Genomic DNA, 13,261 nt, shown 5'->3' with positions numbered 1-13,261 from the left:
TCAGCTCCTGAACAGTCTTGTGTACTGCGTTTCGTGATGAAGGCTTGCGAGATCGGCGCGGAACGTCGCGCCGCCGACATCGTTGAGCCGCGCGACCAAAGCGCGCTCGCACGTTTCGGCGATCACCGGCGTCATCGCGGCGAGTACGCGTTGGCCGTCGGTTTGGCCCAGCGGCACGAGGCGCACGCCGGCCGAGATGTAGTTCGCGACCAGCGCATGCAGATAAGCCGTCAGCGCTTGCGGCAGAGGGATATCATGACCCGCGCATGTCACACCGACGGCGATCGGATAGGCGATCGGCCCGTCCCACACGCGCGCGAGCCGATCGAGCGCCGGGCAAGGCCACACCTTGCATGTCGTGTCGAAGAAGGCGCGCCCTTGCGCGGTCGTCTCCAGGTGGCGCTCTTTCGATGGCGTGAAGGCTGCGGCAAGCTCCGCGACGCCGCGCAGCGTCGCGTCCTGCTCGTCATTCACGGCGCGATACGCGTGGATGAAGAAGACCGCGTCGCAGAATGCGCCGCCGTCGCGCAGCAAAGCGGCGATCCAGGCTTCGAGCGTCGCGGCGCTCGCGATGTCGCCGGTTTCGACCGCCCACTCGATGCCGCCGGAGTATGAGAATGCGCCGACCGGATAGGACGGCGACAGCCACGCCATCAATTTGGCGAGCGAGAGCTGATCCGGCTCACGCCACGGCGTCATGATTTATGCGCGTGGCCGTGATGATGCGCGTGATCGTGCGCATGGTCATGAGCATGACCGTGGCCGCAATTCTCGTCGTGCACGTGATCGTGGCCGCAGCCCGGGCCATGCACGTGGCTGCGATCTTGGCCATGATCGTGCGAATGCGAATGACTGTGCGCATGCGCGTGACTATGCGAATGGCTATGCGCGCTGTGCGCATGAGCGTGGCCGTGCGCTTCGGCGGCCTCGTAAGCACCGCCTTCCGGATCGAACTGCGCCAACAGGCTCTCCACCGTGCCGCCAAGGCCGCGCGCCATCTCTTCGATGATGGGATCGGGAGCGATGCGGATACGGTCGGCCAGAATCTGCGCCGGCACGTGGCGATTGCCGATGTGCCAGGCGAGCCGCGTCAGATGGTGCGCGTCGCTCGCCGTGATCTCGGCGACCGGCTCATCCGCCGCGACGACGCCGATGATGCGACCATCATCGAGCACAAGGCCGTCGCCGTGGCGCAGATGCACAGCCTCTTCGAGATCGAGCAGGAACACGAGATCGCCCTCGGTGCGCATCGTGATGCGGCGGCGGTAGCGGCCGTCATGCGGCAATTCGACGAAATCGAACGGCTCTTGGGCGAGCTTGCCGGCGGGCTTGACCGCGAAAGCGCGGGGACGGGACATCGAAGTTCCTCTCGGTCGTCATGCGGGTACTCGGCAAAGCCGACTACAAGGCTTGACCCGAGCATCCATCAATCAAAGAAACTCTGTTTGCAAGATGAATTGCCGGGTCAAGCCCGGCAATGACGAGGCCTGCGTTAGAACAAAAAATAGCGCTGCGCCATCGGCAAGACTTCGGCAGGGGCGCAGGTGAGCAGCTCACCGTCGGCGCGCACCTCATAGGTCTCCGGATCGACCTCGATATGAGGGGTTGCGCCATTGTGGATCATCGACTTCTTCGAAATACCGCCGCGCGTGTTTTCGACGGCGATCAAATCCTTCTCGGTGCCGAGGCGATCGCGCAAGCCGCTCTCGATCGCGGCCTGAGACGTGAAGACGACGGAGCTGGCCGTCAGTGCTTTGCCGAATGCGCCAAACATCGGACGATAGTGCACGGGCTGCGGCGTCGGGATCGAAGCGTTCGGGTCGCCCATCGGCGCCGCGACGATCATCCCGGATTTGAGCACCATATCGGGCTTTACGCCGAAGAAAGCCGGAGACCAGACGACGAGGTCCGCCATCTTGCCGGGCTCGACCGAGCCGATGTGTTTTGAAATGCCATGCGCGATGGCCGGATTGATCGTATATTTCGCGATGTAGCGTTTGACGCGGACGTTGTCGTTGTCGCCCTGCTCTTCCTTCAAGCGCCCGCGCTGGATCTTCATTTTGTGCGCGGTCTGCCAGGTGCGGATGCCGACTTCGCCGATGCGGCCCATCGCCTGTGAGTCCGACGACATCATCGAGAGCGCGCCGATGTCGTGCAGAATATCCTCGGCCGCAATGGTTTCCTTGCGGATGCGGCTTTCCGCGAAGGCGAGATCCTCGGCGATCGACGGATCGAGATGGTGGCACACCATCAGCATATCGAGGTGTTCGTCGATGGTGTTGCGCGTGAACGGGCGCGTCGGATTGGTCGACGACGGCAGCACATTCGGCAGGCTCGCAACTTTGATGATGTCCGGCGCGTGGCCGCCGCCCGCACCTTCGGTGTGGAAGGCGTGGATGGTGCGGCCTTTGAACGCCGCGACCGTATCCTCGACGAAACCGGACTCGTTCAGCGTGTCGGTGTGGATCATCACCTGCACGTCGTATTCGTCAGCGACCGAGAGGCAGTTGTCGATCGCGGCCGGCGTCGTGCCCCAATCTTCGTGCAGCTTCATCGCGCAGGCGCCGCCGCGGATCATTTCCTCGAGCGCAGCGGGGAGCGCAGTGTTGCCCTTCGCCGAAATGCCGAGATTGACCGGGAACGCATCGGCGGCCTGGATCATGCGGCCGATATGCCATGGGCCGGGCGTGCAGGTGGTCGCCAGCGTGCCATGTGCTGGGCCGGTTCCGCCACCAAGCAGCGTCGTCACGCCGCTCATCAGCGCGTCTTCGATCTGCTGCGGGCAGATGAAATGAATGTGGCTGTCGAAGCCACCGGCCGTGATGATCTTGCCTTCGCCCGCGATGATCTCTGTGCCGGGGCCGATGACGATGTCGACGTTCGGCTGAATGTCCGGATTGCCGGCCTTGCCGATCTTCGCGATGCGCCCATCGCGCAGCGCGATGTCGGCTTTGACGATGCCCCAGTGATCGAGGATCAGCGCGTTGGTGATGACCGTGTCGGCGGAGCCCTGCGCGCGTGTCACCTGACTCTGGCCCATGCCGTCGCGGATGACTTTGCCGCCGCCGAATTTCACTTCCTCGCCGTAAGTGGTGAAATCCTTCTCGACCTCGATGAAGAGTTCGGTGTCGGCGAGACGGACGCGGTCGCCGGTCGTCGGCCCGAACATGTCGGCATAGATGCGGCGGGGAAGTTTGGCGGCCATCTAGAGTTTCCCCATCACTTTGCCCTGAAAGCCGTAGACGGTCCGATTGCCGCCGAGTGCGACCAGCGTCACGGTGCGGCTCTGCCCCGGCTCGAAACGCACCGCGGTGCCGGAGGCGATATCGAGCCGCATGCCGCGCGCTTTTGCGCGGTCGAATTTGAGCGCGTTGTTGGTCTCGAAGAAGTGGTAGTGCGAGCCGACTTGGATGGGACGATCGCCCGTGTTCGCGACCTCGAGCGTCAGCGTTTCACGGCCCTCGTTGAGCGTGATGTCGCCGTCCTTCGTGAAGACCTCGCCGGGTTTCATGATTAGGCGACCAGCACAAATACACCGCCGACCGCGATCACCGCGCCGGCGAGGCGCGCAAGCGCAGGACGCTCCGCAAAGAGCGCGAGATAGCCGCTCGCCATGCCGGCGACGTGCAACGCGGCGGTCGAAGCAATAAGGCCTGCGAGATATGGCGTCGAGGCATCGCCTTCGGAGCCGTGGGCATAGCCGTGCGCGAGCGCGAACAGCGCAGCGATTGCCATACCGGCCGCGACCGGCAGACGCGGTGCGAACAAGCAGAGAAGACCGAGCGCCATCACGCTGGCGGCGATCATCCATTCGGCGCGCGGCAGCACGATGCCGGAGGCGCCCGCGAGCGTTGCGGCCGTCATCGCGGCGACGAAAGTGAGCGGCACGAGCCACGGACGGCGCATGCCGGAGACGACGGCCCAGAGGCCGATCGCGAAAGCGGCGAGCAGATGGTCGAGGCCGTTGAGCGGGTGGAGGACCCCGTCCATAAAGGAATGCGTGTGACCCGGCGCGCCACCGTGCGCGAAGGCGAGGCTTGGCGTGAGAACAAGAGCGGCAATGAGCAGCTTCGATCGCATCTTCATGTCCTACCTGATCGGATTGTGGACCGTGACAAGCTTGGAGCCGTCCGGAAACGTGGCTTCGACCTGAACGTCGTGGATCATCTCGGCGACGCCTTCCATCACCTGCGCACGCGTTACCACATGCGCGCCGGCTTCCATCAACTCGGCGACGGTGCGCCCATCGCGCGCGCCTTCCATGATGAAATCGGAGATCAGCGCGATCGATTCCGGATGGTTCAGCTTCACGCCGCGATCGAGGCGGCGGCGCGCGACCATCGCGGCGGTGGCGATGAGCAGCTTGTCTTTTTCGCGAGGCGTCAAATTCATGAGCGTCAGTTCGTCCAGATGCGCGGCAGCGTCATGTTCATCGCGTGAAGCGCCGCCGCCATATCGTTGCGCAGCGCCGCACTATTGTGCGCACTGAAGCGCGCAACGCAATGCCCATTCCAGCACGAAATTCCGGCTTCGCCCTGATAGGTCGCGGCGCGGAACGCTTCGACATGCTCTTCGCGGCCGGGGCTGATGTAAACGGTCGCGAAAGCGATCGAGCCATTGCCGATCGGAGCCTGCGCGAGCTTCTCGGATATCGGCCCGTCGATGCGCAACGTCTCGGCGAATATAAGTTTCCCATCGCGCCGGACGCGCCAGCGATCGCGGACCGAACCCGATGTGACGACCTCGCCCATCAGGGCGCGGCCGAACACTATGGCTTCGGCCAGAAGGATTTCGCCGTTGCCGGCGAGATCGACCTCGATACCGCGCTCGAGGTGCGTGCGATCGAAAACGATGGTTTCCTGAGGTACCCACGAGAGACGCGCACCGGCCTCGACATTGAGGCGCACATCGATGCGCGAGGGCGCGCCGATGGCGCGGTAGACTTTCTCCGCCGCTGCTGTGGTGATCGCGAGGTTGGCGCCGCCGCGCAGCGTGATGTCGAACGAGAATGCATCGCCGCCCGCCATCCCGCCCGCCGTGTTGACGATGACGGCTTCGGTGTCGCCACGCTCCGCGTTCGGGAAACGCGCGCGCAGGGAGCCGTCTTCACCGACACGCACACGGCGCGTCACGCCGCTCGCGCCGGTAAGATCGAGCGCGATCCTGCCGGTGGCGCGATTGGCGGCGAATGTTTGTTGTGTTGCGAGCGTATCCAGCACAGCCGTTTCGTTTCTCTCCGTCATGGCCTTGGTGCCCTTGGGGCACCCACATGCGGGCCATCCACGACTTTCTCAAATCAAAACGAAGGAAGAAAGACGTGGATGGCCCGGACAAGCCGGGCCATGACGAAATACTTTAAATCGCCAACGCGCGCCGCAGGGCGCCTTCGTCCATGTCGTCGCGGCCGCACGAGAAGACGACCGATCCGCGGTCCATGACGGCGAAACGGTCGCCGAGTTCATGCGCGAAGTCAAAATATTGCTCGACCAGCACGATCGCCATCTTGGCAGTGTCGCGCAAATAGGTGATGGCGCGACCGATATCCTTGATGATCGACGGCTGAATGCCTTCAGTCGGCTCGTCGAGCAGCAAGATCTTCGGCCGCATCACGAGTGCACGGCCGATGGCGAGCTGCTGCTGCTGACCGCCGGACAAGTCGCCGCCACGGCGACGCATCATGTCGGCGAGCACAGGGAAGAGATCGAAGACCTCTTCCGGCACGTAGCGCTGAGCGCGTTTGAGCGGCGCGTAACCTGTGTGCAGATTCTCTTCGACGGTGAGGAGCGGAAACACATCGCGGCCTTGCGGCACATAAGCGATGCCGCGTCGCGCGCGTTCGTATGGCCGCAGGCGCTCGATCTCTTGGCCGTCGAACACGATCGAGCCGCCACTGATCGGCTGATGACCGGTAAGCGCTCGCAGTAGGCTCGTCTTGCCGACGCCGTTGCGGCCGAGAATGCAGGTGATCTTGCCGGCTTCGGCGACCATCGAGACGCCGCGCAGCGCTTGCGCCGCGCCGTAATGAAGATTGACGGACCGTGCTTCGAGCATTCGCTAGCGTCCCAAATACACTTCGACCACGCGCTGGTTCTCCGACACCTGGTCGATGGAACCTTCGGCGATCACCGAACCTTCATGCAGACACGTCACCTTCACGCCGAGCTCGCGAACGAAAGCCATGTCGTGTTCGACGACGACGACCGAGCGCTCGCGATTGATTTCGCGGAGCAGTTCGGCAGTCTGCATCGTTTCGGCGTCGGTCATACCGGCGACCGGCTCGTCGACCAGCAAGAGCTTCGGTTCCTGTGCGAGCAACATGCCGATCTCGAGCCATTGCTTTTGGCCGTGCGACAGCGCGCCGGCGAGGCGGCCGCGATCCGGTGTCATTCTGATCGTCGTGAGGATTGCGTCGAGGCGATCGCGCTCTTCCGACGAGTCGCGCCAAAACAAGGTCGCGCGCGGCCGGCGATCCGCCTTCAACGCAAGGCGCAGATTGTCTTCGACCGTATGGCTTTCGAATACGGTCGGCTTCTGGAATTTGCGGCCGATGCCGAGCGTTGCGATCTGCGTCTCATCCATCGACGAAAGATCGTGCGAGCCGTCGAATACGACGTCGCCCTCGTCCGGCTTCGTCTTGCCGGTGACGACATCCATCATCGTGGTTTTGCCGGCGCCGTTCGGGCCGATGATCGCGCGCATCTCGCCGGGCGCGATCGTGAATGAGAGCTTGTTGAGTGCGCGGAAGCCGTCGAACGCGACCGTGATCGCATCGAGATAAAGCAGCGCAGGTGTTGTGCGAGGTTGCTGTTCCATCGTGCTACTCCGCGGCCTGTGGCTGCGCGCCGTTCGGTTCGGCTTTCGCCGCATCCTTCTTGGCTTTGCGCTGCGCAACCCAATGACGGAAGGTGCCGACGATGCCGCGCGGCATCAGCAGCGTGACGATAACGAACAAGCCGCCGAGCATGAAGAGCCAGTATGGCGCGAGGAATCCGCTCGTGAATGTCGTCTTTGCATAATTGACGATGAAAGCGCCGAGCGCCGCGCCGGTCAGCGTTCCGCGCCCGCCGACCGCGACCCAGATGACGGCTTCGATCGAGTTCGATGGCGCAAACTCGCCTGGATTGATGATGCCGACTTGCGGCACGTAGAGCGCGCCGGCAACGCCTGCCATCATGGCTGACAGCACGAAAACGAAGAGCTTGTAGCTCTCGACGCGATAGCCGAGGAAGCGCATGCGGCTTTCGGCATCGCGCACGCCGATCAGCACTTTGCCGAGTTTCGACGTCACGATCGCACGGCAGAGCAAGAAGCAGCCACCGAGCGCGACGCAAGACAGGACGAACAGCGCCGCGCGCGTACCCTGCGCCTGCACATTGAAGCCGAGGATGTCCTTGAAATCGGTCAGGCCGTTGTTGCCGCCGAAGCCGAAATCGTTGCGGAAGAAGCCGAGCATCAGCGCGTAAGTCAGCGCTTGCGTGATGATCGAGAGATAGACGCCGGTGACACGGCTGCGGAAGGCGAGCCAGCCGAAGACGAAAGCGAGCAGTCCTGGAACCAGCAGCACCATCAGCGCCGCGAACCAGAACATGTCGAAGCCATACCAGAACCACGGCAACTGTTTGTAGTTCAGAAAGACCATGAAATCCGGCAACGTCGGATGCGCGTAGACGCCGCGCGTTCCGATCTGGCGCATCAGATACATGCCCATCGCATAGCCGCCGAGCGCGAAGAAAGCGCCGTGGCCGAGCGAAAGAATTCCAGCGTATCCCCAGATGAGATCGATCGAGAGTGCGAGCAGCGCGTAGCAGAGATATTTGCCGAGCAGCGCGACCGCATAGCTTGGGATATGCAGCGGAGATGACGGCGACGTCGCGATGTTGAGGATCGGGACGATGATCGCCGCCGCGATGAGGATCGAGATGAAGATCCAACCGCCGCGATCGAGCGTGCGCGTGATCATGCGGCGCCCCCGATCTTGGTTCCGAACCGCGCACGGCACCGGCAGCGCGATGTGGCGAGATCGCCGCCACGCAAAAGGAGCATGAGATATCGGCCGATCATCGTCATGCTTCCACCGCGCGGCCCTTGAGCGCAAACAGACCGCGCGGACGCTTTTGGATGAAGAGGATGATCAGCACGAGGATCGCGATCTTGCCGAGAACGGCGCCCGCGAAGGGCTCGAGGAATTTGTTGGCGATGCCGAGCGTGAACGCGCCGACCAACGTGCCCCAGAGATTTCCGACGCCACCGAAAACGACGACCATGAAGCTGTCGATAATGTAGCTCTGGCCGAGATTCGGCGAGACGTTGTCGATCTGCGAGAGCGCGACGCCGGCGATGCCGGCGATGCCGGAACCGAGGCCGAAGGTCAGCGCATCGATGCGGCCGGTGCGGATGCCCATTGAGGCCGCCATCGCGCGGTTTTGCGTGACGGCGCGCATCTCGAGTCCGATGCGGGAGAAGCGCAGCATTGCGAGCAAGCCGACAAAGACCGCGAGCGTGAAGCAAACGATCCACAGCCGATTGTAGGTGATCGTCAAGCCGCCGACCTCGAATGCGCCAGACATCCAGGACGGGTTGCCGACTTCCTTGTTGGTCGGGCCGAATTGCGTGCGCACGGCCTGCTGCAGGATGAGCGAAATGCCCCAGGTCGCAAGCAGCGTTTCGAGCGGGCGGCCATAAAGCCAGCGGATCACGCCGCGCTCGATCGCGATGCCGACAAGACCGGCGACGCAGAACGCAAGCGGCAGCGCGATCAGCAGCGAATAGTCGAACAGCGCCGGGTTCTTCGTGCGGATGATCTCCTGCACGACGAAAGTCGTGTAAGCGCCGAGCATCACCATTTCGCCATGCGCCATGTTGATGACGCCCATCACGCCGAACGTGATGGCAAGGCCGATGGCAGCGAGCAGCAACACCGAGCCGAGCGAGATGCCGTACCAGGCATTCTGCGCGGTTGCCCACAGCGCGAGATTCGACTCAATCGCGGCGACGGCGCTTTGCGCAGCCGTCTTGACGTTAGTGGGCGAGTCGGCTGGCAAGCTCGACAGCAAGGCTTTCGCCTCCTGATCGCCGCGCGCGCGCAACACAGCGACGGCGTCGAGTTTGTCGGTCTCGCTAGCGTCGGTCTTGAAGAGGATCACGGCCGCACGCGCTTCAGTCAGCGCGCGCTTGACGCGTGTGTTGGTTTCCTTGGCGATCGCGGTATCGAGCGTCGGAAGCGCGGCGGCATCGCGCGAGCGGAAGACGGAGATTGCGGCTTCGAGGCGCTTATTCGCGTCGGGCGAAAGCAGCGTCAGGCCGCCGAGCGCCGCGTCGACGCTGCGGCGCAGGCGGTTGTTGAGGCGCACCGGACGCGGCGATGCCGGCGTGGCGGCTTGACCGGTCGCGGCATCGGCGAATTTGCCATCGGCGGTGCGGATGAAGACGGCTTTCGGCTCCGTGGTGAAGAAGAGCCGGCCGTCCTGCAGCGCCTGGATCACATCGGCAGCGCGCGGATTGCCGCTCGTCGCAATCGTCGTGACGGCTTTCTCGGTGTCGGAAAATGAGTCGGTGGTGAAGTCGGCGAGCGCTGCGGCAAAGTCCTGCGCGCGTGCGATCGGAGCCGACAAGCTTAGCGCCAGGAGAAAAATCCCGGCGGCGATGAAGCGGAAGAAGGTCATCCGAAGTGTCCCGGCATTCGGAGAAGCAAAACGGCGCCTTCGGTGCCGCTGTCGTATTCGAGGCGCGCCGCGAACTCAGCGCGTTCCCTCCCCCCTTGCGGGGGAGGGCTAGGGAGGGGGGTGTTCGGTGAGCACTGCGTTCGTTGCTCACCCCCCTCTCTGTCTCTCCCCCGCAAGGGGGGAGAGAACGCTAGAGGCGAGGTGCTGTTCGCTACGGCGATCAGCTGCCGCACTTATTCGTCTTGGTGTTCCAGTTGCCGCACTTCTTCTCAACCCAGTCGGCAACGAGATCCTTCGAGCCATCGAGTTCCTTCGACCAGGCATCACCCGCAACGAGACCCTCGGTCTTCCACACCACGTCGAACTGGCCGTCGGCCTTGATCTCGCCGATGAAAACCGGCTTGGTGATGTGATGGTTCGGCAGCATCTTCGACATGCCGCCCGTCAGGTTCGGAGCCTCGGTGCCCGGCAGCGCGTCGATCACCTTGTCGGGATCCGTCGTGCCGGCCTTCTCGACAGCCTTGACCCACATGGCGAAGCCGATCACGTGCGCTTCCATCGGATCGTTGGAGACGCGCTTCTCGTTCTTCGTGAAGGCCTTCCACTTCTTGATGAACTCGGCGTTTGCCGGGGTCTTGATCGACTCGAAGTAGTTCCATGCGGCGAGGTGGCCGAGCAGCGGCTTCGTGTCGATGCCGGCGAGTTCTTCTTCGCCGACCGAGAACGCGACGACCGGAATATCCGTCGCCTTGATGCCTTGGTTGCCGAGCTCCTTGTAGAACGGAACGTTGGCGTCGCCGTTGATGGTCGAAACAACGGCGGTCTTCTTGCCAGCCGAGCCGAACTTCTTGATGTCGGCGACGATCGTCTGCCAATCGGAGTGACCGAACGGCGTGTAGTTGATCATGATGTCTTCTTGCTTCACGCCCTTCGACTTGAGGTAGGCCTCAAGGATCTTGTTGGTCGTGCGCGGATAGACGTAGTCGGTGCCGGCCAGAACCCAGCGCTGCACCTTCTCTTCCTTGGCGAGATAGTCGACAGCCGGAATGGCTTGCTGGTTCGGAGCAGCGCCCGTGTAGAACACGTTGCGCTCGGACTCTTCGCCTTCGTACTGCACCGGATAGAAGAGGATCGAGTTGAGTTCCTTGAAGACCGGCAGCACGGACTTGCGCGACACCGAGGTCCAGCAGCCGAATACGGCCGAGACCTTTTCCTTCGAGATCAGCTCGCGCGCCTTTTCGGCGAACAGCGGCCAGTTCGAAGCCGGATCGACGACGACTGCCTCGAGCTTCTTGCCGAGGAGACCGCCCTTCTTGTTCTGCTCTTCGATGAGCATGAGCATGACGTCTTTCAGCGTCGTTTCGCTGATCGCCATGGTGCCGGAGAGCGAGTGGAGAATACCGACCTTGATGGTTTCTTGAGCCTGGGCGGGAGCCGACAGACCGAGGCCAAGAGCGAGGCCTGCTGCGACTAAACCCTTCCCTGCCACCCTGCGAGTGATGTTGAGCATTCTTGTTCCCTTGCGTTGGACCGCACGCAACCCACGTTTGCGCGCGAGGGCCTTCGCAAAGCGTGTGCCAGCCACGTGCGATGCAACAACCGGTTGATTCAGAAGGGATGTTTACGAGTGAGTCAGGTTTGCCCACCTGATAGGCAACGGCCGCTGCTCAATTAATGAGCAACGGCCGTTGACAGCTCAACTATTAGGCGAGGTGACTCAGGGCTAGGCGGCGACTGACCGCATCCAGCCATAAGTATCGTCCACGGTGCCGCGCTGGATCCCGGTCAGCTGGGCGCGCAGCTTCGTCGTCGCCTCGCCATCGCCTGAGTTGCCGATGGCGAATTCGCCGCCGCGATACTTCACCTTGCCGATGCCGGCGATCACCGCGGCCGTGCCGCACGCGAAAGCTTCGCGCAGCTTTCCGCTGCGGGCATCCGCCTGCCACTGGTCGAAGCTGTAAGGCGTCTCGGCGACCTTATAGCCGGCATCCGAAGCAAGCTTCATCACCGACTCGCGCGTGATGCCTGGCAGGATCGTATTCAGCGGCGGCGTGATGATCGAGCGATCGTCCATCACGAAAAAGATGTTCATGCCGCCGAGTTCGTCGATCCACTTGCGCTCGACCGCATCGAGGAAGACGACCTGGTCACAACCGTTGTCGAACGCTTCCTTGGTCGCGACAAGGCTCGACGCGTAGTTGCCGCCGCACTTGGCGGCGCCGGTACCGCCGGGCGCCGCGCGCGTGTATTCCTCGGAGACCCAGACCTGCACGGTCTTGAAGCCGCCCTTGAAATACGCGCCGACTGGGCAGCCGATCACACAGAAAATGTATTCGTTCGCGGGGCGCACGCCGAGGAACGCCTCGCTGGCGAACATGAACGGGCGCAGGTAGTACGAGCCCTCACCGGACGGCACCCAGTCGGCATCGACCTTCACGAGCTGATCGATCGCTTCGAGGAACATCTCCTCGGGCACATCCGGCATCGCCATGCGCTTGGCCGATTCATTGAAGCGGCGCGCATTCTCGTCCGGACGGAACAGGCCGAAGCCACCGCCCGGTTTGCGATAGGCCTTCATGCCTTCGAAGATTTCCTGCGCGTAGTGCAGAACCGCGGCGGCCGGGTCCATCTGGAACGGCTCGCGCGCGCGCACCTTCGCGTCGTGCCAGCCCACGCCTTGTGTCCACTGCACCGTCACCATGTGATCCGAGAACACGCGGCCGAAGCCGGGATCGGCCATCAGCGCGGTGCGCTTGTCGGCCGGAGTCGGTGACTTATGCGGAACTTTCTCAAAGCTGATTTTCGCCATCGGCGTCATCTCCCGGTCCGGCGTCTGTCTTAGGCAAAGCCGGGTCACATTGGCAGTGACCGGCGACTAAAATGCAGTTCTCAGATTAGAGCAAGATAAATATGTCAGTAATAGTGACCTTTTTCTTATTGCGTCGAGAGGTCGGCCGTAGCGGCCTCCAGAACTGCGACGTCCCAGCCCGATGCGTTGGGTGAAAAACTGTACGGGACGGCGTTTTGGGTCGAGGCCCAGGCGCCGCACAACTGTTCGTGGAGAGCCCCGAACACACCACCGTGGCTGACGAAAAGCAGCGTCTCTTTGGGGTAGCGTTCGGTCCACGTTCGGATCACGCCACGCGTGCGCTTGAGCGTCTCGCCCCACTGTTCAGCGTCGGGCGGCAGGATCGTGGTCAGCGACTGCGTCATCGGGATGCCGTGGCGCTGCTTGAGTTCGGCGATGCCGAAGCCCTCGAAGCTGCCGAAGCCTCGCTCCTGGAGATTCTTGTCGGTATGAAGCGGGCGGCCGTGCGGTTCGTTGACGAGCTGCGCGGTTTCGAGCGCGCGCGATAGCGGGCTCGCGATCACGCGGTCGAACGTCGCGGAGCGCAGCGCTGCGGCAGCAGCACGCGCCTGCGCGCGTCCGGTCGCGTTCAACGGGATGTCGGTCGAACCTTGGATGCGCCCGGCTTTGTTCCAGTCGGTTTCGCCATGGCGGATAAACAGAAATTTTCGTGTCGGCATGGGGGGTTCTTACGCGGATGATCGCTTCAAACCAAGAGCTTGCCCAAACTGTAGATGCGACAGCGTATGGG

At 63.0% G+C, this 13,261-nt stretch carries 14 protein-coding genes; all 14 read right to left on the bottom strand.

The features are described 5' to 3' along the window. Window positions 1-699, bottom strand: coding sequence for an urease accessory protein UreF (locus tag GJW30_RS06830; RefSeq protein ID WP_096353366.1), 699 nt, complete (start codon window positions 697-699; stop codon window positions 1-3). Continuing rightward, the gene (locus tag GJW30_RS06825) at window positions 696-1,358 is read right to left on the bottom strand and encodes an urease accessory protein UreE (RefSeq protein WP_096353363.1); all 663 of its coding nucleotides are present in this window, start codon (window positions 1,356-1,358) and stop codon (window positions 696-698) included. The genes GJW30_RS06830 and GJW30_RS06825 overlap by 4 nt, the downstream gene beginning before the upstream one ends. Window positions 1,359-1,492: 134 nt before the next feature. Next, on the bottom strand, window positions 1,493-3,205 hold the full coding sequence (gene ureC / locus GJW30_RS06820; protein WP_096353361.1) for an urease subunit alpha: 1,713 nt from the start codon (window positions 3,203-3,205) through the stop codon (window positions 1,493-1,495). Further along, window positions 3,206-3,511 carry an urease subunit beta gene (locus GJW30_RS06815; protein ID WP_096353358.1) on the bottom strand — a complete coding sequence of 102 codons (306 nt, stop codon included), beginning with the start codon at window positions 3,509-3,511 and terminating at the stop codon, window positions 3,206-3,208. Between the two features lie 2 nt (window positions 3,512-3,513). Beyond that, window positions 3,514-4,080 carry a HupE/UreJ family protein gene (locus tag GJW30_RS06810; RefSeq protein WP_172887560.1) on the bottom strand — a complete coding sequence of 189 codons (567 nt, stop codon included), beginning with the start codon at window positions 4,078-4,080 and terminating at the stop codon, window positions 3,514-3,516. Between the two features lie 9 nt (window positions 4,081-4,089). After that, window positions 4,090-4,392, bottom strand: coding sequence for an urease subunit gamma (locus GJW30_RS06805; RefSeq protein WP_096353352.1), 303 nt, complete (start codon window positions 4,390-4,392; stop codon window positions 4,090-4,092). A 5-nt stretch (window positions 4,393-4,397) separates the two neighbouring features. Continuing rightward, window positions 4,398-5,219, bottom strand: coding sequence for an urease accessory protein UreD (locus GJW30_RS06800; RefSeq protein ID WP_245408680.1), 822 nt, complete (start codon window positions 5,217-5,219; stop codon window positions 4,398-4,400). Between the two features lie 136 nt (window positions 5,220-5,355). Next, window positions 5,356-6,051 carry an urea ABC transporter ATP-binding subunit UrtE gene (urtE, locus tag GJW30_RS06795; RefSeq protein WP_096353346.1) on the bottom strand — a complete coding sequence of 232 codons (696 nt, stop codon included), beginning with the start codon at window positions 6,049-6,051 and terminating at the stop codon, window positions 5,356-5,358. Between the two features lie 3 nt (window positions 6,052-6,054). Further along, window positions 6,055-6,813, bottom strand: a complete 759-nt coding sequence (gene urtD / locus GJW30_RS06790; protein ID WP_096353343.1) for an urea ABC transporter ATP-binding protein UrtD — start codon at window positions 6,811-6,813, stop codon at window positions 6,055-6,057. Window positions 6,814-6,817: 4 nt separating this feature from the next. Next, window positions 6,818-7,960 carry an urea ABC transporter permease subunit UrtC gene (urtC, locus tag GJW30_RS06785; RefSeq protein WP_096353338.1) on the bottom strand — a complete coding sequence of 381 codons (1,143 nt, stop codon included), beginning with the start codon at window positions 7,958-7,960 and terminating at the stop codon, window positions 6,818-6,820. A gap of 103 nt (window positions 7,961-8,063) precedes the next feature. After that, window positions 8,064-9,662: an urea ABC transporter permease subunit UrtB gene (gene urtB, locus GJW30_RS06780; protein WP_096353335.1), complete on the bottom strand. Its 1,599-nt coding sequence runs from the start codon at window positions 9,660-9,662 to the stop codon at window positions 8,064-8,066. 220 nt (window positions 9,663-9,882) lie between these two features. Further along, window positions 9,883-11,172: an urea ABC transporter substrate-binding protein gene (gene urtA, locus GJW30_RS06775; RefSeq protein WP_096353332.1), complete on the bottom strand. Its 1,290-nt coding sequence runs from the start codon at window positions 11,170-11,172 to the stop codon at window positions 9,883-9,885. 213 nt (window positions 11,173-11,385) lie between these two features. Continuing rightward, window positions 11,386-12,480: a branched-chain amino acid aminotransferase gene (locus GJW30_RS06770; protein WP_096353330.1), complete on the bottom strand. Its 1,095-nt coding sequence runs from the start codon at window positions 12,478-12,480 to the stop codon at window positions 11,386-11,388. 116 nt (window positions 12,481-12,596) lie between these two features. Beyond that, on the bottom strand, window positions 12,597-13,190 hold the full coding sequence (locus tag GJW30_RS06765) for a histidine phosphatase family protein (protein ID WP_096353327.1): 594 nt from the start codon (window positions 13,188-13,190) through the stop codon (window positions 12,597-12,599). Between the last annotated feature and the right edge of the window lie 71 nt (window positions 13,191-13,261).

Source organism: Variibacter gotjawalensis (assembly GCF_002355335.1).
GTDB lineage: Bacteria > Pseudomonadota > Alphaproteobacteria > Rhizobiales > Xanthobacteraceae > Variibacter > Variibacter gotjawalensis.
The sequence above is the reverse complement of the archived record's forward strand: the minus strand, read 5'-3'. Positions and strand labels throughout refer to the sequence as shown.